The organism is Actinomadura gamaensis, from assembly GCF_042652125.1.
Classification (GTDB): domain Bacteria; phylum Actinomycetota; class Actinomycetes; order Streptosporangiales; family Streptosporangiaceae; genus Spirillospora; species Spirillospora gamaensis.
Genome location: NZ_JBHSIT010000001.1, coordinates 949,592 through 974,078 on the forward strand (window position 1 = coordinate 949,592; position 24,487 = coordinate 974,078).

Genomic DNA, 24,487 nt, shown 5'->3' on the forward strand with positions numbered 1-24,487 from the left:
CGTGCCGGTCTGATCGCGCGGAGCGGGCGCCCGTGCCCGTCTGATCGCGTTGAGTCGGGCTCCGGCCCGGCGTTCCGGGGTGCTGAACGCCCGGAACGCCGGGCCATTAGGCTTTTGACCGTGGCACTGGCGGTGCGGGTTCTGGGGGCTTTCGAGGCCGTGGTGCGCGGCGGGCCGGTGGACCTCGGCGGTCCCCGGCAGCGGTCCGTGCTGGCCCGGCTCGTCGCCGCGCACGGACGCCTCGTCCCGGCCGACCGCCTCGTCGACGATCTGTGGCCTGATGGCGCGCCGCCGAGGGCCGCCGCCGGGCTGCAGTCGTTCGTCTCGCACCTGCGCCGCGCGCTGGAACCGGACCGTCCGCCCCGGACGCCCGCGCGCGTCCTGGTGACGGCCCCGCCCGGTTACGCCCTGCGCCTTCCGGCGTCCGACGTGGACGCGTGGACCTTCGACGACCTCGTGGACCGCGCCCGCGACGCCGACGATCCGGCCGAGGCGCGCGCCCTCGCCGAACGCGCCCTGAAGCTGTGGCGCGGCCCCGCGTACGCGGAGTTCTCCGCCCTGCCGTGGGCCGCCGCCGAGACCGTCCGCCTGGACGAGCTGCACCGCCTCGCCGTCGAGTGCCGCGCCGAGGCGATGCTGCGGCTCGGTGCGGAGGCCGAGGCCGTCCCCGACCTGGAAGCGCACGTCGCCGCGAACCCGCTCCGCGAGGACGCGTGGCGCCTGCTGGCCCTGGCCCTCTACCGCACCGGACGCCAGGGCGACGCGCTCGGCGCCCTGCGGCGGGCCCGCGACGTCCTGACCGAGCAGCTCGGCGTCGATCCGGGCCCCGCCCTTCGCGCCCTGGAATCCGACATCCTCGCCCAAGCGCCGCGTCTCGACGCCGAACCGGGAACCGGAGAACCGAGCGCGGCCCAATCCGCGGCAGCTCGGGTGGGCGGGGTGGAGCGGCGGTTGCGGCTGGTCACGGCCGGTGCGGACGCGTTCGTCGGGCGGGACGCCGAGACGGCGCAGCTCGGGCGCGCGGCCGAGGAGGTCGCGGGCGGACGGTTCCGGGTCGTGCTCGTCGGCGGCGAGGCGGGGATCGGGAAGACGGCGCTGGTCGAACGGGTCGCGGGGACGCTCGCGGCGGACGGATGGCGGGTCGCGTGGGGGCGGTCCGAGGAGGCCGGGGGAGCGCCCGCGGCGTGGCCGTGGGCCGAGATGCTGCGTGCGCTCGCGGCCGGGACTCCTCCGGACGCGTCGCTCGCAGCGCGTCTCGCGCCCCTGCTCGACGACGCCTCCGCCGGGGAAGAGACCGGGACCGCCGCCGACGCGACGACCGGGCGGTTCCGGCTGCGCCTGGCCGTCGGCGACTATCTCGCGGGTCTCGCCGCGGAAGGGCCGCTGCTGCTCGTCCTGGACGACCTGCACTGGGCGGACGAGGAGACGCTCGTCCTGCTGGCGCGGCTGCCCGAGCGGCTGCGCGATCTGCCGGTCCTGGTCGTGGGAACGTTCCGTCCGGACGAGGCGGACGGCATGGCGGGCGCGCTCGCGCGGCTGGCCCGGCACGAACCCGTCCGGATCGATCTCGCCGGTCTCGCGGACAACGAGGTCGCCGTGCTGGTCCGGGCGTCGTGCGCGGCGGAGGTCGGCGCGGGCGAGCTGGCCGCGATCGCAGCGCGGACCGGCGGCAACCCGTTCTTCGCCCGCGAGACCGCGCGGCTGCTCGACGCCGAGGGCCCGGACGCGGCGGCGCGCGGCGTGCCCGCCGGCGTCGGGGACGTGCTGCGCCGCCGCTTCGCCGGACTGCCCGAGTCCGCGCTGACCGTGCTGCGGCACGCCGCGGTCGCCGGGACGGAGACCGACGTGCGGGTGCTCGCCGACCTGTCCGGCGGGGACGAGGACGCCGTCCTCGACGCCGTGGAGGCGGGCCTCGCCGCGGGGCTGGTCACCGAGCCCGCGCCCGGACGGATGCGGTTCGCGCACGCGCTCGTCCGCGACACGCTCAGCGCCGAACTGTCGGCGACGCGCCGGACCCGCCTGCACGGCCGGATCGCCGCCGCGCTGGAACGGCACGCGCCGGGCGAGGTCGGCGCGATCGCCCACCACTACCTGGCGGCCGGCACCGAGCCCGACCGGGCCGTCCGGTTCGCGACGCTCGCCGCGTCCGCCGCCGAGGCCCGGTTCGCGCACGCGTCGGCCGCCGAACTCTGGGACCGCGCCGCCGCCGCGCTCGACGGCGACGGATCGCGGGCGCGCGAGCGGCTGGAACTGGAGATCCGGGCGATCCGGGCGTTCGCGCTGGCCGGGGCGGTCGTGCCGTCGCGGGCCCGGCGCGCCCGGTGCGTCGCCGAGGCGCGGGCGCTGGGCGACGTGGAGCTGCTGGCCCGCGCGATCATCGCGTTCGACGTCCCGACCCTGTGGACGGCCCGCGAGTACGGCACCCTCGACACCGAGCTGCTCGACGCCGCCCGCGAGGCCCTGGACGGCCTGCCGGACTCCGCCGTCGAACTCCGCGCCCGCCTGCTCACCACGCTCGCGATCGAGCAGGAGGGCGAGCTCGGCGACGAGGGCCTGCGGGCGGCGCGGGAGGCGCTCGCGCTCGCGCGCCGCCTGGGCCGTCCCGAGACGCTCGCCGCCGCGCTCAACGGCTGCTACATCAACGGTTTCCGGACCGCCGAGGCCCGCGCCGACCGGTTCGCCGTCGCGACCGAGCTGCTGGAGCTCGCCACCGAGCACGAGCTGGCGGCCTACCAGGTCCTCGCGCACCTCCAGCTCCAGCAGACGCACATGGCGTTCCTCCGGCGGGACGAGGCGTCCCGCCACCGCGACGAGGGGCAGCGCCTCGCCGATCAGTACGGGCTGCCGCTGCTGCGCCGGATCAGCGACTGGCACCGCGCGCTCAGCCACGCGTTCGCCGCCGAGTACGACGACGCCGAGCGCGCCTACCGGGAGGTCGGCGAATCGATCTCCCGGACCGGGATCTGGTCCAGCGAGCTGGGCGTGACGTTCTTCGGGATCTTCTGCCTGCGCCTCATGCGCGGGCGCGCCGCCGAGGTGCTCGACACCGCCGCCTGGATGGCCGAGCGCTGGCCGCACATCGCCGCCACCGCCGACATCTTCGCGCTCGCCCTCGCGTCGGCCGGACGCCTGGACGAGGCGCGCCGGGCGGTCCAGAACGCGGGTCCGGTCCGTCCGGACTACTTCTTCGAGCTGGCCATCGCCCTGCGGGCCCGGCGCGCGATCGTCCTCGGCGACCGCGTCCTGGCCGGACGCTGCCTGGACGATCTGCTGCCGTACGCCGACCACATCGCCGGGGGAGCGAGCGCGGTCGCCACGATCGGCCCGGTCGCGCAGACCCTCGGCGACCTGGCCGCCTTCCTCGGCCGCCCGGACGAGGCCGTCCGGCACTACCGGGACGCGGCGGAGATCGCCGAGCGGCTCGGCGTCGAGCGCTGGTCGCGCGCCGCCGCCGAAGCGCTGCGCGCCCTAGGCGTCCCCGCCGCCTGACCAGGCCCCCGCCCCGCACGAACCCCGCGCGCACAGAAGGCGGAGCGGCGCGCGGACGGGGCGCGAGCGGGGCGCGGACGCCGCGCGAACAGAGGGTGCGCGCGCAAACGCGGCGGGCGGGCGGCGGGCGGGCGGCGCGCGAACGCTGCGTGGGCGGCGCGCGAGCGGGGCGCGGGCGGGGCGCGAGCGGGGCGCGGACGCCGCGCGGGGCGGGGCGCGAACGCCGCGCGAACAGAGGGGGCGGCGCGCACGAACGCAGCGCGGAGCGGGGCGCGGGCGGGGCGCGCACAGAAGGCGGAGCGGCGCGCACGAGCAGCGCGCGGAGCGTGCGCGGGGTGGGGTGTGAAACGGGGCGCTGGCGGTGTGCGGGGGCGGGGGGTGGGGTGGCTTGGGGGCGTCGGTGGACGAGGTGCTGCGCTGCGTCGGCGACAATTGGTCTTGTGACATCGCCAGGATCGCCAGCAGAGACCCCGCAGCCCGAGCCGTTCCGGTCCGGGTTCGCCTGCTTCGTCGGACGGCCCAACGTGGGCAAGTCCACGCTGATGAACGCGCTGGTGGGGACCAAGGTGGCGATCACCAGCAGCCGCCCGCAGACCACGAGGCGGGCGATCCGGGGCATCGTGCACCGGCCGGACGCCCAGCTCGTCGTGGTCGACACGCCCGGCCTGCACAAGCCGCGCACGCTGCTCGGCGAGCGGCTGGACAGCCTGGTCCGCTCCACCCTCACCGAGGTGGACGTGATCGGCTTCTGCGTCCCGGCCGACCAGCCCGTCGGCCCGGGCGACCGGTACATCGCCCGCGAGCTGGCGAACGTGAAGCGGACGCCGGTCGTCGCGATCGTCACCAAGACCGACCTCGCCCCGCCCGAGCGGGTCGCCGAGCAGCTCCTCGCGATCGGGGAGCTGGGGGCGTTCGCCGACATCGTGCCCTGCTCGGCCGAGAACGGCTTCCAGGTGGACGTGGTCGGCGACCTGCTGATCAAGCACCTGCCGGAGGGGTTCCCGCTCTATCCCGAGGGCGACCTGACCGACGAGCCGGAGCAGGTGCTGGTCGCCGAGCTGATCCGGGAGGCGGCGCTGGAGGGCGTCCGGGACGAGCTGCCCCACTCGATCGCCGTGGCGGTGGACGAGATGGCCCCGCGCGAGGGCCGCGAGAACCTCGTCGACATCTACGCCCACCTGTACGTCGAGCGCGACAGCCAGAAGGGCATCATCATCGGGCACAAGGGCGCCCGGCTGAAGGACGTCGGCCAGCGCGCCCGGCGGCAGATCGAGGCCCTGCTCGGCACCAAGGTCTACCTGGACCTGCGGATCAAGGTCCTCAAGGACTGGCAGCGCGACCCCAAGCAGCTCCGCCGGCTGGGCTTCTACGACTGATCGGGCGCCGCCCGGCCGTTCTCACGGATGGTCCGGGGCCTCCGCGGGCTCAGCGGTGGCCTCCGGGCGGGCGCGGCCGCGGCTCCGGGCCCGCACCGCGACCGGGCGGGCCAGGCTGAAGCCCACGACCAGCAGGGACGCCGCCACGCCCAGGTACCAGCCGTAGGCGAGCGAGACGTGCGTGCGGGTCGAGATCAGCGCGCCGTCCTCGCGGAGCCGGTCGCCCGCCCGTCCCAGCCGCAGCGCGAACAGGACGCAGGCGACCAGCGCGAGCGCGCCGGGAAGGGCCGCGAGCGAGGCGATGCGGGCGTCCTTGCCGACCGCGCCCCAGAGCGCGACCACGGCCGCGGCGAGCGCCAGCACGGGGACGACCACGACCGTGCCGTCCATCTCGATGCCCGCGATCGACCCGAGGTCGTCGCTGACCGAGGCGCCGAACAGCTCGGTGACCATCTCCAGCCGCGCCCACGGCAGGAACGCCGACACGAGCAGCGCCCCGGCGGCGAGGACGGTCAGCACGCTCCAGACCGTCCCGGCGCGGGGCCTGCGCGCGGGTCCGGTCGCCGGCGGTTCGGAGCCCGGCTCCGGGACGGGCTCCCGGGGCTCCTCCTCGGGCGGAAGGAACTGGGGTCGGCCCATGTCACCGGTCATGTGCCAAGCGTAAGGGTCGGGTGCGCGGTTGCCCGTGCGGGGCGCGGGAGGCGGCGGGGATCGGTAGTTTGGATGCGTCCGTTATGGGAGGAGAGACCGGTGTTGCTAGTTTTCAGCCTTTCGGTGTTCTTCCGCACGACGGGTGAGGGCACCTTCCACTGTCCGCGCTGCGGCGGCGACCGCGCCTACCGCCGCCGGGCCGCCCGCCGCTGGCTCACCCTCTTCTTCCTTCCGCTCGTCCCGCTGCGCCGCCTCGGCGAGGTCGCGGAGTGCCGCGTCTGCCGGACGCGGTTCGCCCTCTCCGCGCTGCGCACCCCGACCGCCCAGCAGCTCGCCGCCGCCCTGCCCGCCGGGATGCGCGCCGCCGCCGGACTCGTCCTGCGGGCGGGGGACCCCGATGACGAGCGCAGCCGCGCCCGCGCCATCGAGGCCGTCACCGGCTACGGCGAGCCCGACTACGACGACGTCGCCGTGGACACCGACCTCGACCTGCGCGACGCCTTCCTGGAGGAGGAGGTCGCGCGCGCCGGAGCCGGCCTCGCCGTCGAGGCGAAGGAGTGGTTCCTCGCCCGCTGCGTCCGCATCGGCCTCGCCGACGGCCCGCTGGACGAGCCCGAGCGCCGGACCCTGCACCGCGTCGCCCAGCTCCTCGGGATGAGCCGGGCGCACGCCTTGGGCGTCATCACCATGACCGAGGGCGCGGCGCACTAACCTCGCACTGAACGCCGGTTGGCCGCGGCGGCCCGGACGGGCCCGGGAGGGGCGAGAGCATGGCGGACGCAGGGATCGCGCTGGTGCGACGGCCGGGCTCCCGGCTCGCGGAGGGCATCGTCACGCACGTCGAGCGGCGGCCGGTGGACGTGGCGCTCGCCCGGCGGCAGCACGCGGCGTACACCGCGGCGCTGCGCGCGGCGGGGTGGAGCGTCCGGGCCGTCCCCGAGGCGGACGACGCGCCCGACGCGGTCTTCGTCGAGGACACGGTCGTCGTCTGCGGCGAGACGGCCGTGCTGGCCCGGCCGGGCTCGCCCGCCCGCCGCGCCGAGGTCGCCGGGACCGAGACGGTCGTGCGCGACCTCGGCCTCAAGATCGAGCGGATCGCCGAGCCCGGCACCCTCGACGGCGGCGACGTGCTCCAGGCGGGCGACACCGTCTACGTCGGACGCGGCGACCGCACCAACGAGGAGGGCATCTGCCAGCTCGCCCGGCTCGTCGGGGGCCGCCGCGTCGTCCCGGTGGACGTGCGCGGCGCGCTGCACCTGAAGTCGGCGATGACCGCGCTCCCGGACGGCTCGCTGATCGGCGTCCCCGACTGGCTGGACACCTCGGCGCTGCCGGGCATCCGGGTCGCGCCCGAGCCGGCCGGGGCGCACGTGGTCGTGCTCGGCCCGGACCACCTGCTGATCGCCGCGTCCGCGCCCCGCACCGCAGACCTGCTCGCCGCCGACGGCTTCCGCGTCACGGTCGTGGACATCGGGGAGTTCGAGGCGCTGGAGGGCTGTGTGACGTGCCTCTCGGTGCTCATCCCGTCACGCCTTTCCTGAAGGCGCTGGCAGGAGGCCCGGCGAGATTTCCCGTCTCAGACTGCGAGACGTGGTTTCCGGGTTGCGGATGCGATCTGTTAGCTTGACAGACGTGTTCGCTCAGCTGCTTCTCCTTAGCGGCCGCAGCGGGGGCCTGTAGACAGGTCGGCTCCCTCGCTGCGGGATTCTGACGTGACCGTCGGCCGCACGGACCGCAAGCACCGAGCAGAGGGAAGCATCCAGATGTACCCGCAGCAGAACGCCTCCGGCATGCCGTTCCAGCGCTACCAGCCGTTCGCGCCCGTGAAGCTGGCCGACCGCACCTGGCCCGACCAGGTCATCACCGAGGCCCCGCGCTGGTGCGCGGTGGACCTGCGCGACGGCAACCAGGCGCTGATCGACCCGATGGACTCCCACCGCAAGCTCCAGATGTTCGAGCTGCTGGTCCGGATGGGCTACAAGGAGATCGAGGTCGGCTTCCCGGCCGCGAGCCAGACCGACTTCGACTTCGTCCGGCAGATCATCGACGAGGGGCGCGTCCCCGACGACGTGGTGATCCAGGTGCTGACGCAGGCCCGGCCCGAGCTGATCGAGCGGACCTTCGAGGCCGTGCGGGGCGCGAAGCGGGCGATCGTCCACCTGTACAACTCGACGTCCACGCTCCAGCGGCGCGTCGTGTTCGGCCAGGACAAGGACGGCATCACCGCGATCGCGGTCGAGGGCGCCAAGCTGTGCGGGAAGCTCGCCGAGCAGATGGGCGACACCGAGATCTACTTCCAGTACTCGCCGGAGTCGTTCACCGGCACCGAGCTGGAGTACGCGGTCGAGGTCTGCAACGCCGTCAACGAGGTGTGGCAGCCGACCCCCGACCGCAAGGTCATCGTGAACCTGCCCGCCACCGTCGAGATGGCCACCCCGAACGTCTACGCCGACCAGATCGAGTGGATGAACCGGAACCTGGCCTTCCGCGACTCGGTCATCCTGTCGCTGCACCCGCACAACGACCGCGGCACCGCCGTCGCCGCCGCCGAGCTGGGCTACCTGGCCGGGGCCGACCGCATCGAGGGCTGCCTGTTCGGCAACGGCGAGCGCACCGGCAACGTCTGCCTGGTCACCCTCGGCCTGAACCTGTTCACCCAGGGCGTCGACCCGATGATCGACTTCTCCGACATCGACGGGATCCGGCGCACCGTCGAGTACTGCAACCAGCTGCCCGTCCACGAGCGGCACCCGTACGGCGGCGACCTGGTGTACACCGCCTTCTCCGGCTCCCACCAGGACGCCATCAACAAGGGCTTCGACCACCTGAAGCGGGACGCGGAGGCCGCCGGCGTCCCGGTCGAGGAGTTCACCTGGCAGGTCCCGTACCTGCCGATCGACCCGCACGACGTGGGCCGCACCTACGAGGCGGTCATCCGGGTCAACAGCCAGTCCGGCAAGGGCGGCGTCGCCTACGTCATGAAGACCGAGCACTCCCTGGAACTGCCGCGGCGGCTCCAGATCGAGTTCTCCCGGGTCGTCCAGAAGCACACCGACGACCAGGGCGGCGAGGTCACGCCCGAGCGCATGTGGGAGATCTTCGAGGCCGAGTTCCTGGCGAACGGGCCGCGCATCGGGCTGCTGGCGCACCGCGCGGCGTCCCGCGTGGACGAGAAGGACCGCCTCTCCTGCGACGTCCGGGTGCACGGCGAGATCCGCGAGATCGAGGGCGTCGGGAACGGCCCGGTCTCGGCCTTCGAGGACGCCCTGGCCACCGTCGGCGTGCACGTCCGCGTCCTGGACTACGCCGAGCACGCGCTGAGCGCGGGCGGCGACGCGCGCGCCGCGGCCTACGTGGAGTGCGACGTGGACGGACAGACCGTCTGGGGCGTCGGGATCGACGGCAACATCGTGACCGCCTCCCTCAAGGCGATGCTGTCGGCCGTGAACCGCGTGGCCCGCGACTCCGGCGACACCGGCGGCGCCTGATCGGCAACGCTCGCGGCGCCTGATCGGTGATCCCCGCGGTGATTGAGCGGCGATGCCCGCGGCGATTGAACGGCGATGCCCGCGGGGCCTGAGCGGTGATGCCCGCGGCGTTCGTTCGGTGATGCCCGCGGCGCATGATCGGCGCCGGTCGGGTGCGTGACTTTCCGGGTGCCGCCCGCGCGGGGGCGGCACCCGGAAACCGTTCTCCTCTCCGCCCTTCCTGTCTTCTCCGCCCTGTCTCTCCGCCCCTTTCGCGCCGGGACGCCCGGTCCCGGGCCGCTACGAGTGGCCCGGTCCCGGCCGTCCGGCGCGTCCCCGGTGGGTCAGCCCCCGCCGAGGACGTGGTGGACGAGTTCGCGCAACGGTCCGGTCAGCTGCGCCTCTCCGACGACGGCCTCCCTGCCGTCGATGTCGATGTCGTAGACGAACTGGTCCGGGATGCGCCCGGGCGGAGGGACCTGCGCCAGGTCGACACGTCCGACCAGCCCGGCCAGCAGGGGATCGTCGGCGCTGTCGGCCTCGCCGCGCCGCTCGATCCCCGCGAACCCGCCGCTACGGACCACGGTCACCTTCACCAAGGTTCTCCTCCGCTCTCGTCACGGCGTGAGAGTCCCACCCCGCGGTGGGATTCTCACGCTCACACGTGGACGCCTACCCCTCTCCACGCCTGCCGTACCGCGTTGACCTCGGTTCCGGACGAGCCGTACAGCGTCCCAGCCGTCGCGACCGTCGCGGCGGCGAACGCGGCGAAGTCCGCCGAGGGGTGGAGCTTGCCGCCGGTCAGCGTCTGGTACCAGATCCGGCCGGCGCGCTCCCAGGCGTGCCCTCCGATCGCGGTGGCGGCGAGGTAGAACGCGTGGTTCGGGATGCCGGAGTTGATGTGCACCCCGCCCTCGTCACTGCTCGTGTTGTCGTAGTGGGCCATGTCGGCGGGCTGGGGGTCCTTGCCGAGCTGCGGGTCGTCGTAGGCGGTGCCGGGCGCCTTCATCGACCGCAGCGCCACGCCGTTCACGTGCGGGGCGAGCAGGCCCTGCCCGATCAGCCAGTCGGCCTGGTCGGCGGTCTGGCCGAGGTGCCACTGCTTGACCAGCGAGCCGAACACGTCGGAGACCGACTCGTTCAGCGCGCCGGACTGGCCGTGGTACTCCAGCGCGGCGGTGTACTGCGTGACGCCGTGGGTGAGCTCGTGCCCGGTGACGTCGAGCGGGCCGGTGAACTCGGTGAACAGCGTCCCGTCGCCGTCGCCGTAGACCATCTGCTGGCCGTTCCAGAACGCGTTGTCGTACTTGTCCCCGTAGTGGACGGTGGAGACCATCCCCAGCCCGGCGCCGTCGATGGAGTCGCGCTGGTAGGCGGCCTCGTAGAAGCTGAACACGACGCCCAGCCAGTCGTAGGCCTGGTTGACGACGGCGTCGGCGGTCGGGGCGGCGCCCTCGGTGCGGACGGTCCGGCCGGGCAGCGACTCGTCGTGGCCGGCGTCGTTGATGGTGCGGTGGGGGACGTTGTCGTGCGTGGCGGTGGGGGCGGTGACCGGCCGCACCCGGCGCTCGGTCCGGTGGGTGGAGCTGAGCACCAGGCTGCGCCGGGCGGACTCGCGCAGCGCGGGGTCGTGGGCGTCTCTGGCGATGTGGTCGAGGATGTGCGGGGGCACGATGGTGCATCTCATGGTCCAACGCTGCCATCCCCGAAGTGACTTGTACCACATCTTCGGCGACAGTCACCCGGCCTAATTCGGTCACTAAGTGTCATGATCTCGTTTCGGAGCGCCGTGGTGCGCCGGGTTCGCGCGGAGTGTGTGGAGATCGGGTGTTGTCGTGCGAGGGCACGTCCCGACGTGGGCGACAATGGGCGGGTGACCCTCTACCGCGACGAAGGCATCGTCCTGCGCACCCAGAAACTGGGCGAGGCCGATCGCATCGTGACCGTGCTGACCCGGCGCACCGGCCGGATCCGCGCGGCGGCGAAGGGGGTGCGCAAGACCAAATCCCGGTTCGGGGCGCGGCTGGAACCCTTCACGCACGTCGATCTCCAGCTCTACGAGCGGCGCTCGCTCGACCTGATCACCCAGGCCGAGACGCTGCGCCCGTACGGCGAGCGGCTGGTCGCCGACTACCCCCGGTACACCGCCGGGACGGCCATGCTGGAGACCGCCGAGAAGCTGACCAGCGCCGAGCGCGAGCCCGCGCTGCGGCAGTTCCTGCTGCTGGTCGGCGGCCTGCGCACGCTGGCGGACGGCTCGCACGACCCGCGCCTGGTGCTGGACGCCTTCCTGCTGCGGTCGCTGTCGGTGGCGGGCTGGGCCCCGGCGCTGGACGAGTGCGGCCGCTGCGGCGACCGCGGCCAGCTGCGCGGGTTCTCCATCGCGGGCGGCGGCGCGATGTGCGCCCGCTGCCGCCAGCCCGGCACGGCCACGCCCGCCCCGCCGACCTTCGCGCTGATGCTGGCGCTGCTGCGCGGCGAGTGGGACTACGCCGACGACTCCGAGCAGCGGCACCGGGTGGAGTGCAGCGGCCTCGTCGCCGCCTACCTCCAGTGGCACCTGGAGCACGGCATCCGCTCGCTCCGCCACGTCGAACGCGACACCGCCCCCCGCGACCCCGCCCCCCGCGACCCCGCGCCGCGCGACACCGCCCCCCGCGACGCCGCGCCGCGTGACGCTGCGCCGCGTGACGCCGGGCCGCGTGTCGCCGGGCCGCGCGAGGGCGGGGCGTGTGACTCCGGGGCACGTCGTCCTTCCGCGGACGCCCACCAGCACGCCCGTGACCACGCCGACGACCACGGACCCGAGGATCTCGCCGGGAGCGGCGGGACGAGCGACAGGGAGACAGTTTGAGCAGGGCCGCCGTTCAGCCGCCGTACCCCCACCCGACCGGGGTGCGCCCGCCCGCGATCCCGAGCGAGCTGGTGCCGCGGCACGTGGCGATCGTGATGGACGGCAACGGGCGCTGGGCCAAGCAGCGCGGGCTGCCCCGCACCGAGGGGCACAAGCGCGGCGAGGACTCGCTGTTCGACGTGATCATGGGCGCGATCGAGCTGGGCGTGCCGTACCTGTCGGCGTACGCGTTCTCCACCGAGAACTGGCGGCGGTCGCCGGACGAGGTGCGCTTCCTGATGGGCTTCAACCGGGACGTGATCCGCCGGCGCCGCGACCAGCTCCACTCGATGGGCGTGCGGGTGCGCTGGGCCGGGCGGCGGCCCCGGCTCTGGCGCAGCGTGATCAAGGAGCTGGAGGACGCCGAGGCGATGACCCGGCACAACGACGTCCTCACCCTCCAGTTCTGCGTGAACTACGGCGGCCGGGCCGAGATCGTGGACGCCGCCGCGCAGCTCGCCCGGGACGTCCGGGACGGCAAGGTCAACCCCGACAAGATCAGCGAGAAGACGTTCGCGCGGTACCTCGACGAGCCGGGCATCCCGGACGTGGACCTGTTCCTGCGGTCGTCCGGGGAGCAGCGCACGTCGAACTTCCTGCTCTGGCAGTCGGCGTACGCGGAGATGGTCTTCCTCGACACGCTCTGGCCGGACTTCGACCGCCGCCACTTCTGGCACGCCTGCGAGGTCTACGCCAGCCGCGACCGCCGCTACGGCGGCGCCGAGCCGAACCCCGTGCCGGTCGCGCCGTCCGCCTGATCCCGCGATCCGCCGCGTCACCCCGGTGGCGCGGCGGTACGACTGTACTCCATAATCCCTACCTGTTTGATTGACATTCTGGCGGCCGAGGGCTAGCGTCGAGCCATGGCGTACCGTCTGCTGGACCTGCCGACCGCCCGTCCCGCCCGGGCCCGCCACGCCGCTCGCGCGGCCCGCGTCGAACCCGTCGCCGGACGGATCGGCGCGGCGGTCACCGGCGTCCGGCTGTGCGGCGGCCTCGACGACGGGACGGCCCGCCTCCTGCGCCGCGCGCTGCTGCGGCACAAGGTGCTGTTCTTCCGGGGCCAGGGCCACCTCTGCGGCTCCGACCAGACCGCGCTGGCCGCGATCTTCGGCGAGCCGTCGGCGCCGGTCGTCCAGCCGGGTTGCGCGGTGTCCCGGTACGCGGGGGGCGGGGGCTGGCACACGGACGGCAGCGACACGATGCGTCCGCCGGGAGTGTCGGTGCTGCACGCGCTGAGCGTCCCGCCGTTCGGTGGCGACACCGTGTGGGCGAACACCGCCGCCGCCTACGACGGCCTGCCGGTCGAGCTGCGCGAGATCGCCGACCGGCTGTGGATCGAGCACGCCGGTCCGGACGGCGTCCTGGAGCATCCGCTGGCGACCGTCCACCCGGAGACGGGGGAGCGCGTGCTGCTGCTCGGCGCCCACGCCCGGCGCGTCGCGGGTCTCAGCGCCGAGGCGGACGCCGGCGCGCTGATCAGGCTCTTCCAGGACCACGTCACCGCGCTGGAGAACACCGTCCGCTGGCGGTGGCGGCCGGGCGACGTCGTCGTCTGGGACAACCGCTCCACCCAGCACCGGGACGTCCGCGACGTCGGCGAGGACGGCGCGGGCGAGCGGCGGCTCCGCCTCGTGACCTGCGCCGGCAGCGTCCCGCTTCCCCTCCTGCCGCGGTCCTGAACGGCCGGTCCCCGCCGCAGGGGCGGCGGGGACCGGCGGGCGGAGCGGTCAGACGAGCGCCGCGTCCAGCGTGATCTTCGTTCCGGCCAGCGCCTTGCTGACCGGGCAGTTGGCCTTGGCGTCCTGCGCGGCCTTCTCGAAGTCCGCCGCGGCCAGTCCGGGCACGCTCGCCCGGACGGTCAGGTGGATCCCGGTGATGCCCTCACCGGGCTGGAAGGTGACCTCCGCCTTGGTGTCCACCTTCTCCGGCGGCGTCCCGGCCCCGGCGAGGCCGTGCGAGAGCGCCATCGAGTAGCAGGTGGAGTGCGCGGCGGCGATGAGCTCCTCGGGGCTGGTGCGCCCGTTCGGCTCCTCGGCCCGGGACGGCCAGCTGACCTCGTACGTGCCGATCTTGGACGAGTCCAGCGACACCGTCCCCTGGCCGCCCATCAGCGGCCCTTCCCAGTGCGCGTTCGCGATACGAGTGGTAGCCATGGTCCGATTCTGCCAACCCGGCGCGGGACGTTCGTCAGCGGACGAGCTTCCCGGCGGTGGTCCAGTCGGTGACGATCGCCTTCTGGGCGGCGGCGAGCGTGATCTGCCCGGCGCAGAGGGCCTTGTAGAGCTTGAACTCGACCTGGTCCTTGGGGTTGGGCGAGCCGCCGGGCTCGGGCCAGAGGTTCTTGGGGTCGGTGGGGTTGCCGCCGATGGACAGCGGGATGAAGTGGTCCTCCTCGTAGGAGGCCGGGCTCGTGTCCTTGTAGCCGTACTCGGCGATCTGCTGCTTCTTGAGCGCGTTGGTGTAGGACACCGGCGGGCGGATCTTCTTGGTGTAGCCCGCGACGCAGACGGTCTGCTGGATGTTGGCCTGCGTGACGTCCGGGTTGGTCGCGCCGGGCGTGCACTTCGGGTCGGGGCGGGTGGTGGCCGGGTCCGTGCTGGTGGCGTGGCACGAGCCCGGCGCGCGTGTCGTCGGGAGGGACGTCGGGCTGCCGGAGCCTCCACTCGTCGGCTTCTTCGTCCGGTGGGAGGTGTCCGAGCCGGTCGTGCCGGCGTTCTGGCTACCGCCGCCGCCGCAGGCGGTCGCGGTGGCGAGGACGGCCGCGCAGGCGGTGAGCAGGATGGGGTTCGTGCGCCGGTTGAGGTTCATGTGGGTCTCCTTGGGAGAGACTTCGTTGGTTTTCTGATTTGACGCAGTTGACCACTATGACTCCTTCCTGTGCCCACGGCCATGACCGAATTGGTCTTTATTGCAGACCGAAGGGAAAGCCCCGTGCCCTGGTGAGGGGGCACGGGGCTTCCGGAACCGGCCGCGCGGACCGCGACCGCGGCGCGCGCTCGGCGGCTAGCTGACGTTCACGGCCGTCCAGGCGGCGGCGACCGCGTTGTACTGGGTGCTGCCCGCGCCGTAGAGGTCCTTGGCGGCGTTCAGCGTGGCGGCGCGCGCGGCCTTGTAGTCCGTGCTGGACGTCATGTACGTGGTCAGCGCGCGGTACCAGATGCGGGTCGCGGCGTCCCGGCCGATCCCGCTGACGGGCTTGCCGTCGAAGGTGGGGCTGTCGTAGGAGACGCCGTTGATCGTCTTGGGGCCGCTGCCCTCGGACAGCAGGTAGTAGAAGTGGTTCGCGACACCGGACGAGTAGTGCACGTCCAGGTTCTTGAGGTCGGCGGACCAGTTGTCGGGCGACTTGCCGTCCTTGCTCGGCCGGTCCATGAAGCGGAGCGCCGGCCTGCCGAAGCCGGGCAGCACGACCCGCTCGCCGACCAGGTAGTCGCCCGTCTCGGACGGGTTGTCCGCGTAGAACTCGACGGCCGCCGCCATGATGTCGGAGGTCGCCTCGTTCAGCCCGCCGGACTCCCCGCTGTAGGTGAGGTTCGCGGTCGCGCTCGTCACGCCGTGGGTCATCTCGTGCGCCGCGACGTCCAGCGCGGTCAGCGGCGCGAGCTGCTTGCCGTCACCGTCGCCGTAGGTCATGCAGAAGCACGAGTCGTCCCAGAACGCGTTCGCGTAGTTGTTGTCGTAGTGGACGCGGTTGGACGAGCCCTTGCCGTCGCCCTTGATGCCGGTGCGGCCGAAGACCTCCTTGTAGAAGTCCCAGGTCTCGTTGGTGCCGTACTGCGCGTCCACGCCCGCCGAGGCGCGGTTGGCGTTCGTCCCGTCGCCGAAGTGCGTGGTGGACGAGGTGAACACGTTCGTCGGCGCGCGCCACAGGCAGAACGTCAGGATGCAGAAATCGGACTGGTTCTGCGCGTCGCCGGTGAGCGTGCCCCCGCGCGTCGGGTCCTTCATCTGGTAGGACGACCCCGACTTGGTGAGCTGGAGCGGGACCGTCCCGGAGTACAGGCCCTTGCCGTCGCCCGCGTCGGTCTTGATGGTCTCCTCGCGGAACAGCACCCTGCCGGTCAGCGCGTCCACCGAGGTGTAGACGCGGCTCGGCGTGCCGTCGGCCTTCTTCCCCTCCGTCCTGAACCGCCAGGCGAGGTGCGGCTGATGGTCGGCGGTGCGCGCCTCGACGACCAGCGCGCCGTCGTCGCGCAGCTTGTAGTGCTTCGCGGCGGCGGACTTCTTCGCCTTCGAGGCCGGCACCTTGGGCGCGGTCGGGCTCGGCGCGGACCGCAGGGTCCCGCTCGTCCCCTCGTACGCGCCGGACCGGCTCTGGTGGACGACCACGTCGCCGCCGAGCACGGGCAGGTTCCGGAAGGTGCGGACCATGCGGGTGTGGGACGTCCCGTCCCGGTCCACCGCCACGCCGACGACCGTGAACTTCTGGTCCGGCGCCGCCTTCAGATCGGCCGCGTGCGCGCCGGTCAGCCCGAGCGCGCGCGCCGCGGCGACGGACGGCGCGGGCGCGGTGGGAGCGGGGGCGGCCGAGGCGGCGGACGGGACGGCGGCGGCGACCGGCGCGGCGAGCAGCGCGACGCCGGCCACCAGGCGGGGGGAGGTTCTCATGAACGCCCTCTCATGCGAGCGCCATGGCTCCCCCGTGGGGCCCGATCGGCGGGCCCGCCCTGGCTATGGGGACATTTATGACATGAGAGGTATTCGGTTTACTTGGTGAAAATTGTCAAAAAGTGGGACGAATGTTCCCCACCTGTCGCCCGTTACCGTGCGTCGGCGGCCGTGCATTCCGCGCAGCGGCCGAAGACCTCGACGGTGTGGGTGATGTCGCTGAAGCCGTGCTCGGCGGCGATCGCGTCGGCCCAGCGCTCCACCGCCGGACCGGCCACCTCGACCGTCCGGCCGCAGTCGCGGCAGACCAGGTGGTGGTGGTGCTCCTCCGAGCGGCAGGCGCGGTAGACGGCCTCGCCCTCGGAGGTGCGCAGCACGTCCACCTCGCCCGCGTCGCTCAGCGCCTGCAGCGCGCGGTAGACCGTGGTGAGGCCGATCTTCGAACCGTCCGCGCGCAGGTCGGCGTAGATGTCCTGGGCGCTGCGGAACTGCTCGCACCCCGAGAGCGCCTCCCGCACCGCGTTCCGCCGGGACGTCGTGCCCCCCTTGGTCATCCTCCGAGCACCTCCGCCTCGGCCTCCACGTGGGCGCGCGCCGCCGCGCCCCCTGCCGTCCCGCGCGCCGCGGCTCCCGCCGCCGCGACCGGGTCGCCGTCCGCCGTCAGGCCCGCCGGGCCGGGTGCGTCCGCGTCACCGCCCGCCGGAACGGGCGCGTCCGCCCGGCGGCGGCGCAGCGCCGCGCCCGCGACGACCGCGACCAGGAACACCGCCAGGGCGACCAGCACGATCGCCGGGCCCGGCTGGAGATCGTACTGGAACGACCCCAGCAGCCCCGACACCGCCGACAGTACACCGATCACCATCGCGCCCAGCATCGTGGCGCGGAAGCCCCGCGCCACCTGCTGCGCCGCCGCCACCGGGACGATCATCAGCGCGCCGACGAGCAGCAGCCCGACCGCGCGCATCGCGATCACCACGGTCACCGCGGCGGTCACCGCGATCAGCACCGACAGGAACCGCACCGGCAGCCCGGACGCGCGCGCGAGCTCCTCGTCCTGGCACAGCAGGAACAGGTCGCGGCCGAAGACGGCCACGATCGCGAGCACCGCGACCGCCAGCCCGGCGACCACGTACAGGTCGCCCATCGTCACGCTGCTGATCGAGCCGAACAGGTAGGACTGGAGGCTCGTGCCGCCGCTCTGCGCCTGGGTGAGCAGCGCGCCGCCCGCGAGGCCGCCGTAGAACAGCAGCGCGAGCGCCACGTCCCCGCCGCTGCGGCTGCGCGCCCGCAGCAGCTCGATCGCGAGCGCGCCGAGCACGGTCACGACCAGCGCGCCGAGGATCGGGGACGTGCCGGTGAGCAGCCCGAGCCCGATCCCGGTCAGCGCGATGTGCCCGATGCCGTCGCCGAGCAGCGACAGCTTGCGCTGCACGATGAACGTGCCGATCGCGGGCGCGGTCAGCCCGATCAGGATCGCCATGACCAGCGCGATCCGCATGAAGTCGTAGGACAGCACGTCGCTCATGCGGCACTCCCCGCGGGCTGCTCCAGCGTCTCCCGCCGCCCGGAAGGGGCCGGCTCGCGGAGCCGGGTCTCTGCGGCGATCCGGCCGTTCTCCAGCCGGACGGTCCGGGTGATCAGCGGCTCCAGCGGCCCGAGCTCGTGCAGGACGAGCAGCGCCGTGCGCCCCTCGGCGGCGAGCGTGCCGAGCGTCCGGGCGAGGGCCCGCTGGTTGTCGGCGTCCACCCCGGCGTTCGGCTCGTCCATGACGATCACGTCGGGCTCGCCCGCCAGCGCGCGGGCGATGAGCACCCGCTGCTGCTGGCCGCCCGACAGCAGGTGCGCCGAGTCGCGGGCGCGGTCCGCGAGGCCGACGGCGTCGAGGGCGCGGTCCACGGCGGCGCGGTCGGCGGCCGACGCGAGGCGCCAGCGGGACTGCCGCGCCGTGCGTCCGGACGCGACCACCTCCCGGACCGTCGCCGGGACGCCGCCACCCATCGGCAGCCGCTGCGGGACGTACCCGACGCGCGCCCAGTCGCGGAACCGGGCGGGCGTCGCGCCGTAGATCTCGGTCCGGCCGCCGCTCAGCGGCAGCAGCCCGAGCAGCGCCCGGACCAGCGTCGACTTGCCCGAGCCGTTCGGGCCGGTCAGGGCCAGGACGTCGCCGTCCTCGACCCGCAGGTCGATGCCGGACAGCACCTCCCGGCCGTCCAGGCGGACGCGTCCGCCGGTCATCGCGAAGGGGGGTGGGCTCACGGGAGAGGGGGACGAGGTCACGAGCACTCCAGGGCGGGACGGAGGGTGTCGAGGTCGCGGCGCAGCACCGAGAGGTAGTCGTCGGACGAGCCGGGCTTCACTCCCTCGACCGGATCGAGGACGGCGGTCCGCACCCCGGCCTCCCGGGCCAGCGCGCCGGCGACCTTGGGGCTGACCAGCGTCTCGGTGAAGACGGTGGTCGCGCCGCTCCGCCTCACCTGGTCGGTCAGCTGCGCGAGCCGCTTCGGCGACGGCTCGGCGTTCGGGTCCACGCCCGCGATCGGGACCTGGGTGAGGCCGTAGTGGTCGGCCAGGTACCCGAACGCGGCGTGCGAGGTGACGATCGTCCGGCGCTTGCAGGTCTTCAGGCCGGTCTGGAACGCCGCGTCGAGATCGCCGAGCTGCTTCACCAGCGCGTCCGTGCGGGTCCTGTAGCCGGCGGCGTTCTTGGAATCGACCTGCGCCAGCCGGTCGCCGACGCCCTTGGCGATGGCCGCCATGCGGCCGGGGTCGACCCAGACGTGCGGGTCGTAGTCGGTGTGGTGGCCGCCCTCCTCCTCGCCGAGGTCGCGGGCGGGGAGGGTCTTCACGACGGACACGGCGTCGAACGCCTTGTGCTTGGCGCGCTTGGCCACCGCGTCGTCCACGGCGGGCTGGACGCCCCGGACGTACAGGGTCAGCCCGGCGCCCTCCACGTCGGCGATCTGGCGGGGGGTGAGCTCCAGGTCGTGCGGCTCGGCGCCCGGCCTGGTCAGCGTCTCGACCTTCACGTGGTCGCCGCCGATCTTCTGGGCCAGCCACGCCATCGGGTAGAAGCCCGCGACGACCCGGGTCCGGCCGCCGCCTCCGGCGTCGCCGGAGCCGCAGGCGGACAGGCCGAGCGCGCCGGCGAGGGCGACGGCCGCGAGGGGCAGCGAGGAGGAGCGCATCGTGAACACAGCACAAGTCTGGACAAAATGAAAACGGTTGTCAAAACCGTCATCGCGGATGTGGCGGACGCAACAGGCGCACCGGACCCGGCGCACCGGACGCGGCGGGCCGGGCCGTGCTGGTCGGGTCGCGCGGGGCGGGTCGCGCGGGGCGGGTCGCGCAGGGCGGCGGCCTAGAGCACCTCCTCGTAGGCGCCCGGCTCGTCGATCGCCATCGCCGCGAGCGGGATCAGCCGGGTCCGGACGGCGGGGGCGCCCAGCGCGCGGCGGTAGAAGCCCGCGCCGTCCCACTCGGTGATGAGCGCCCACAGCTCCGGGTCGTCCACGGTACGGGCGAGCCGTCCGGCGCGGTGGCCCGTCCCGGCGGCGAGGTCGGACAGGAGGGCCGCCATCTCGGCGGCGAAGCTCTCGGCGCGCTCGGCCGGGACGCGGAACCGGGTGATCGCGATCATCTCGCCATCCTCCCAGCACGCCGAACCAAAGATCGGGTAATTCCCGGCGCGTCCCGCTGCCCGGCCCCGTCCCGGCCGGATCATGAAGACCGTGCGCCCGTGATCATCGGGCGTCCACCGGGGGAGAGGGATACGACGTGCGACCAGCCACCGCGCGGTTCGCCGTGCTCGGACTCGCGCCGCTGACCGCCGCGCCACTGCCGGCCGTGCAAGCGCCCGCGGCCCACACCGTGACCGCCCACGCGGCGCCCGCCGGCGTGCGGCCGGGTCCGCGCGTCACGCCGCCGGGGACCGACCCGTCCGCCGCGCAGGCCGCGCCCGGCGGGAGGCGCGTGGTGGCGTACCGCGGGCTGCGGGTGCCGGTCCCGCAGGGGTGGGAGGTGCATCGGCTGGACGCCGAGCCCGGCGCGTGCGTCCGGTTCGACCGCCGCGCGATCTACCTCGGGACGCCGCAGGAGCAGACGTCCTGCCCCGCGCGGGTGATCGGCGGGGCCGAGGCCGTGTGGGTCCAGCCGTCCGGGCCGTTGACGCCGTCCGCGTCGCCCTCGATGGGCCGCCACAAGGCCCCCGTCCGGGCCGACCAGCTGGCGACGCTGGCCCTGCCCGCGCGGGACGACGGCACCGTCCGCGTCCGGCTCCCGGAGGCGGGCGTCACGATCACCGGCGTCTACGGGGAGCACCCGGACGACCTGCGCGGCGTCCTGCGGGCGACCCGGCTCAGCGACACCTGGGCGCCCGACCCGGCGCCGGCGAAGCCCCAGGCTCCCGCTCCGGCTCCACCGGCGCACCAGGCGCCTGCCCCGGCTCCACCGGCGCACCAGGCTCCTGCTCCGGTCCCGTCGGGGCAGCAGGCGCCTGCCCCGGCGTCAGGGCAGCGGTGGGTGCCCCCGGCCGGGTGGACGCACGACCCCGCGCCGCGTCCCGCGTACGTCCTGCCCGCCACCGACCGGTACGCCGACAGCGGGGCGCCGTCCGAACCCGGCGCGCCGGGGGAGCGAGCGTCGCGGGAACGGGCGTCAGGCGGTCAGGCGGCCCTCGCGACCAGCCCGCCCGAAAAGCCGGGCGAAGGACCGGGGGACGAGAGCGACGGGGCGGGGACGACCGACGACACGGCACCGACGGGAGCCACGGCGAAGCCCGGCTGGGTCTCCGGCCCCGGATTCGACGCGTGCGCGGCGCCGTCGCTCAAGGCCATGCGGGCGTGGCGCGACACGTACGCGGTCACGAACATCTACATCGGCGGGATCTCGCGCGGGTGCGCCCAGCCGAACCTGGACGCCAGCTGGGTCAAGGCCGTCCGGACGATGGGATACCGGCTGATCCCCACGTACGTGGGCCCGCAGGCCCCGTGCACCCGGCACAAGGCGCGCTTCGACCGCAAGAAGCCCGAGAAGGCCGCCCGCGCCGCAGCGGCCGACGCCGTCGCTCGTGCGCGCGCGCTCGGCATCCCCAAGAACAAGCCGATCTACTACGACCTGGAGGGGTACCGCACCCGCTACGCCTGGTGCCGTACGGCAGTGCTGCAGTTCCTCCAGGCGTGGACGCTGTCCGTGACGGCACGCGGCTACCGCCCGGGTGTCTACAGCAGCGTCCGGTCGGGCATCCGCGACCTCGGCCGGGCGGAGGGCATCGTCAAGCCGCGCTCGATCTGGTACGCCCAGTGGGACCGTAAAACGGACGTCTACGGCAGCCCTTCGCTCTCCGACTCCTGGTGGCCTCCGCACCACCGGATCAAGCAGTACCGGGGCGGCCACAAGGAGACCCACGGGGGCGTGACGCTCTCGGTGGACAGCGACGCGGTGGACGGCCGGGTCTATTGACCGGGTATCGACCCGGTCTCGGGCGGCGGGATATCCCGTTCGGGCGCGGTGACCGGTGCCCTAAGCTGGGGAGGGCTGCCCGGAGCACCGCTCCGTGAGCATCGCAGCAGCTTGAGCACGGAACCAACGGGGATCACGCTCGTCGCCCTCCGCACCGCGCGGCAGGGCGCGTCACGAACAATCCCGCCGACCGCCAGCCGGATGGAGAAACCATGGCACGCCGTTCCGACGTGATGGACACGATCATCAATCTCAGCAAGCGACGGGGCCTGGTGTTCCCGTCCAGCGAGATCTACGGCGGCCTGCGCGCCTCGTGGGACTACGGCCCGCTCGGCGTCGAGCTGAAGAACAACGTCAAGCGGCAGTGGTGGAAGTCGATGGTGCAGGGCCGCGACGACGTCGTGGGTCTCGACTCGTCGGTGATCCTGGCCCGCGAGGTCTGGGAGGCGAGCGGCCACGTCCGCGAGTTCGTCGACCCGCTGACCGAGTGCCAGTCCTGCCACAAGCGTTTCCGCGCCGACCACCTGACCGAGGCGTACGAGGAGAAGCACGGCCAGGAGCCGCCGAACGGCCTGGCCGACATCACCTGCCCGAACTGCGGCGTCAAGGGCGCGTTCACCGAGCCGAAGATGTTCAACGGCATGCTCCGCACCTACCTCGGCGCGGTCGAGGACGAGTCGGGCCTGGCCTACCTGCGTCCGGAGACCGCGCAGGGCATCTTCATCAACTACCTGAACGTGCAGCAGTCCGCCCGGCGCAAGATCCCGTTCGGCATCGGCCAGATCGGCAAGTCGTTCCGCAACGAGATCACCCCGGGCAACTTCATCTTCCGCACCCGCGAGTTCGAGCAGATGGAGATGGAGTTCTTCGTCAAGCCGGGCAGCGACGAGGAGTGGCACCAGTACTGGATCGACGAGCGGTTCGCCTGGTACACCGACCTCGGCATCCGCAAGGACAACCTGCGGCTGTTCGAGCACCCGGCGGACAAGCTGTCCCACTACTCCAAGCGGACGGTCGACATCGAGTACCGGTTCGGCTTCTCCGGCAAGGAGTGGGGCGAGCTGGAGGGCGTCGCGAACCGCACCGACTTCGACCTGACCACGCACGCGAAGGCGTCCGGCACGGACCTGTCGTTCTTCGACCAGGAGGCCGGCGAGCGGTTCGTCCCGTACGTGATCGAGCCCGCGGCCGGTGTGGACCGCTGCACCCTGACGTTCATGATGGACGCCTACGCCGAGGACGAGGCCCCGAACGCCAAGGGCAAGCTGGAGAAGCGCACCGTCATGCGCCTCGACCGGCGGCTCGCCCCGGTGAAGGTCGCGGTGCTGCCGCTGTCCCGGAACGCCGACCTGTCGCCGAAGGCCCGCGACCTGGCCGCGCGGCTCCGCAAGAACTGGAACGTCGACTTCGACGACGCGGGCGCGATCGGCCGCCGCTACCGCCGCCAGGACGAGATCGGCACCCCGTTCTGCGTCACCGTCGACTTCGACACGCTGGAGGACGACGCGGTGACCGTCCGCGAGCGGGACTCGATGAGCCAGGAGCGCATCTCGCTGAGCCAGGTCGAGTCCTTCCTCGCCGCGCAGCTCGTCGGCTGCTAGGCCGCTCGGCCAGCCCGGGCCGCTCGGCCAGCCCGGGCCGCTCGGCCGGACCGAGTCGCACGACAGGACCGAGCCGCAGGCCAGGGAAAGGGGCCGTCTCCCGAGGGAGACGGCCCCTTTCACGTGGCGCGCCGCGGACGAGAGCGGGGTGGACGCGCCGGCTGAAGGCTCGGAGGCGGGAAGGCTGGGACGGGCGCGGGCTAGGAGGCGGCCACCCACAGCTGGAGGCTGTAGCTGCCCGAGCCGGGGGAGCTCTCGCCCTGGAGCTGGTAGGCCGCGGTCACCGTCGCGGTGGACGGGCACAGGAAGTTGCTGCCCGAGGAGATCTTGTTGACGGTGGCGTTGCTGAGCTTGATCTGCGCCTGCGCGACGGTGGTGTCGGGACGGTTGGCGTTGTTGGCGTTGTAGCCGTTGCCGGTCACGCTGCCGCCGTAGTAGCAGGTGATCCCGCCGAGGATGCTCGCGTCGGCGCGCACCTTGAACCCGGCGATGGTGACGGTGGCGTCGCGTCCGCCCGTGTGGCTCGCGTCGTAGGTGACGTTGCCGCCGGTCCAGGGCAGGTTCTGCGCGGTCACGGCGACGGTGCCGCCGCCGCCCGGGCAGGCCGGGCCGGGGTTGTTGGTGAACGACGCCGAGGCGATCTTCAGGTTGGTGCCGTCGGAGTTGACCGAGCCGAGCATCGTCGACTGGTTGCAGGAGCCGCCGCCCAGCGAGGTGCTGACCGTGGCGGTGCCGAGCAGCGAGCCCTTGACGTTGCCCGAGAAGAGGGGGCCGGTCGCCGACCCGGAGTGGATGCCGGTTCCGGCCGCCGTCGCCGCCGTGGCGGAGCCGACGACGAGCGCGGCCGCGGCCGCGCCCAAGGCGAAAGTTGTACGGATTTGCGCCACCGGATACTCCTTTGTCCGGTTACGGGGTGGGCAACGCGAAAGTAACTTCATCTCC

At 73.6% G+C, this 24,487-nt stretch carries 21 protein-coding genes and 1 pseudogene; 10 read left to right on the forward strand and 12 right to left on the reverse strand.

Annotated features, from left to right (window positions below):
- Positions 1–120 precede the first annotated feature (120 nt).
- Both ACFPCY_RS04395 and era read left to right on the forward strand, forming a co-directional pair.
- Complete coding sequence (locus ACFPCY_RS04395; protein ID WP_378252242.1) at positions 121–3,489, forward strand: BTAD domain-containing putative transcriptional regulator; 3,369 nt, start codon at positions 121–123, stop codon at positions 3,487–3,489.
- 440 nt (positions 3,490–3,929) lie between these two features.
- Positions 3,930–4,865 (forward strand): GTPase Era, encoded by a 936-nt coding sequence (gene era / locus ACFPCY_RS04400; RefSeq protein WP_378252243.1) that lies wholly within the window; start codon positions 3,930–3,932, stop codon positions 4,863–4,865.
- Positions 4,866–4,886: 21 nt separating this feature from the next.
- Here the strand turns inward: era and ACFPCY_RS04405 are convergent, their stop codons facing one another.
- Positions 4,887–5,516 (reverse strand): hypothetical protein, encoded by a 630-nt coding sequence (locus ACFPCY_RS04405; RefSeq protein WP_378252244.1) that lies wholly within the window; start codon positions 5,514–5,516, stop codon positions 4,887–4,889.
- Positions 5,517–5,615: 99 nt separating this feature from the next.
- On the opposite strand from ACFPCY_RS04405, the gene ACFPCY_RS04410 reads away from it, so the two are divergent.
- From ACFPCY_RS04410 to leuA, 3 genes are all read left to right on the forward strand, one after another.
- Positions 5,616–6,227, forward strand: coding sequence for a TerB family tellurite resistance protein (locus tag ACFPCY_RS04410; protein WP_378252245.1), 612 nt, complete (start codon positions 5,616–5,618; stop codon positions 6,225–6,227).
- Between the two features lie 59 nt (positions 6,228–6,286).
- On the forward strand, positions 6,287–7,057 hold the full coding sequence (gene ddaH, locus ACFPCY_RS04415) for a dimethylargininase (protein WP_378252246.1): 771 nt from the start codon (positions 6,287–6,289) through the stop codon (positions 7,055–7,057).
- Between the two features lie 222 nt (positions 7,058–7,279).
- Complete coding sequence (gene leuA, locus ACFPCY_RS04420; protein ID WP_378252581.1) at positions 7,280–9,004, forward strand: 2-isopropylmalate synthase; 1,725 nt, start codon at positions 7,280–7,282, stop codon at positions 9,002–9,004.
- A gap of 323 nt (positions 9,005–9,327) precedes the next feature.
- Here leuA and ACFPCY_RS04425 read toward each other — a convergent pair whose 3' ends face one another.
- Entirely contained in the window at positions 9,328–9,579 is a 252-nt protein-coding gene (locus ACFPCY_RS04425) for a protealysin inhibitor emfourin (RefSeq protein ID WP_378252247.1), read from the reverse strand.
- A 62-nt stretch (positions 9,580–9,641) separates the two neighbouring features.
- Entirely contained in the window at positions 9,642–10,670 is a 1,029-nt protein-coding gene (locus ACFPCY_RS04430) for a M4 family metallopeptidase (protein ID WP_378252248.1), read from the reverse strand.
- A 186-nt stretch (positions 10,671–10,856) separates the two neighbouring features.
- On the opposite strand from ACFPCY_RS04430, the pseudogene recO reads away from it, so the two are divergent.
- The 3 genes and pseudogenes from recO to ACFPCY_RS04445 all read left to right on the forward strand — a co-directional run.
- Positions 10,857–11,582 (forward strand): annotated as a pseudogene (gene recO / locus ACFPCY_RS04435) (DNA repair protein RecO); the annotation flags it as partial.
- Positions 11,583–11,833: 251 nt separating this feature from the next.
- Positions 11,834–12,634, forward strand: coding sequence for an isoprenyl transferase (locus tag ACFPCY_RS04440; RefSeq protein ID WP_378252249.1), 801 nt, complete (start codon positions 11,834–11,836; stop codon positions 12,632–12,634).
- Positions 12,635–12,739: 105 nt separating this feature from the next.
- Positions 12,740–13,558, forward strand: a complete 819-nt coding sequence (locus ACFPCY_RS04445) for a TauD/TfdA dioxygenase family protein (RefSeq protein WP_378252250.1) — start codon at positions 12,740–12,742, stop codon at positions 13,556–13,558.
- A gap of 48 nt (positions 13,559–13,606) precedes the next feature.
- On the opposite strand, the gene ACFPCY_RS04450 is transcribed toward ACFPCY_RS04445, so the two are convergent.
- The 8 genes from ACFPCY_RS04450 to ACFPCY_RS04485 all read right to left on the reverse strand — a co-directional run bounded on the left by ACFPCY_RS04450 (position 13,607) and on the right by ACFPCY_RS04485 (position 20,124).
- Positions 13,607–14,032, reverse strand: coding sequence for an OsmC family protein (locus ACFPCY_RS04450; protein WP_253877850.1), 426 nt, complete (start codon positions 14,030–14,032; stop codon positions 13,607–13,609).
- 34 nt (positions 14,033–14,066) lie between these two features.
- Positions 14,067–14,687: a hypothetical protein gene (locus ACFPCY_RS04455; RefSeq protein WP_378252251.1), complete on the reverse strand. Its 621-nt coding sequence runs from the start codon at positions 14,685–14,687 to the stop codon at positions 14,067–14,069.
- A 195-nt stretch (positions 14,688–14,882) separates the two neighbouring features.
- Complete coding sequence (locus ACFPCY_RS04460) at positions 14,883–16,487, reverse strand: M4 family metallopeptidase (RefSeq protein ID WP_378252252.1); 1,605 nt, start codon at positions 16,485–16,487, stop codon at positions 14,883–14,885.
- Positions 16,488–16,639: 152 nt separating this feature from the next.
- Positions 16,640–17,041: a Fur family transcriptional regulator gene (locus tag ACFPCY_RS04465; RefSeq protein WP_378252253.1), complete on the reverse strand. Its 402-nt coding sequence runs from the start codon at positions 17,039–17,041 to the stop codon at positions 16,640–16,642.
- Positions 17,038–18,012, reverse strand: coding sequence for a metal ABC transporter permease (locus tag ACFPCY_RS04470; RefSeq protein WP_378252254.1), 975 nt, complete (start codon positions 18,010–18,012; stop codon positions 17,038–17,040). Before ACFPCY_RS04470 ends, ACFPCY_RS04465 begins: the two co-directional genes overlap by 4 nt.
- The gene (locus tag ACFPCY_RS04475; protein WP_378252582.1) at positions 18,009–18,722 is read right to left on the reverse strand and encodes a metal ABC transporter ATP-binding protein; all 714 of its coding nucleotides are present in this window, start codon (positions 18,720–18,722) and stop codon (positions 18,009–18,011) included. Before ACFPCY_RS04475 ends, ACFPCY_RS04470 begins: the two co-directional genes overlap by 4 nt.
- A gap of 38 nt (positions 18,723–18,760) precedes the next feature.
- Positions 18,761–19,672, reverse strand: a complete 912-nt coding sequence (locus tag ACFPCY_RS04480; protein ID WP_378252583.1) for a metal ABC transporter substrate-binding protein — start codon at positions 19,670–19,672, stop codon at positions 18,761–18,763.
- A 173-nt stretch (positions 19,673–19,845) separates the two neighbouring features.
- Entirely contained in the window at positions 19,846–20,124 is a 279-nt protein-coding gene (locus ACFPCY_RS04485; RefSeq protein ID WP_378252255.1) for an antibiotic biosynthesis monooxygenase family protein, read from the reverse strand.
- 137 nt (positions 20,125–20,261) lie between these two features.
- On the opposite strand from ACFPCY_RS04485, the gene ACFPCY_RS04490 reads away from it, so the two are divergent.
- Both ACFPCY_RS04490 and ACFPCY_RS04495 read left to right on the forward strand, forming a co-directional pair.
- Positions 20,262–21,944, forward strand: a complete 1,683-nt coding sequence (locus tag ACFPCY_RS04490) for a glycoside hydrolase domain-containing protein (protein WP_378252256.1) — start codon at positions 20,262–20,264, stop codon at positions 21,942–21,944.
- A 212-nt stretch (positions 21,945–22,156) separates the two neighbouring features.
- Positions 22,157–23,545 carry a glycine--tRNA ligase gene (locus ACFPCY_RS04495; protein ID WP_378252257.1) on the forward strand — a complete coding sequence of 463 codons (1,389 nt, stop codon included), beginning with the start codon at positions 22,157–22,159 and terminating at the stop codon, positions 23,543–23,545.
- Positions 23,546–23,745: 200 nt separating this feature from the next.
- On the opposite strand, the gene ACFPCY_RS04500 is transcribed toward ACFPCY_RS04495, so the two are convergent.
- A complete protein-coding gene (locus ACFPCY_RS04500) occupies positions 23,746–24,432 on the reverse strand; it encodes a hypothetical protein (protein WP_378252258.1) in 687 nt (228 codons plus the stop codon).
- Positions 24,433–24,487: the final 55 nt, after the last annotated feature.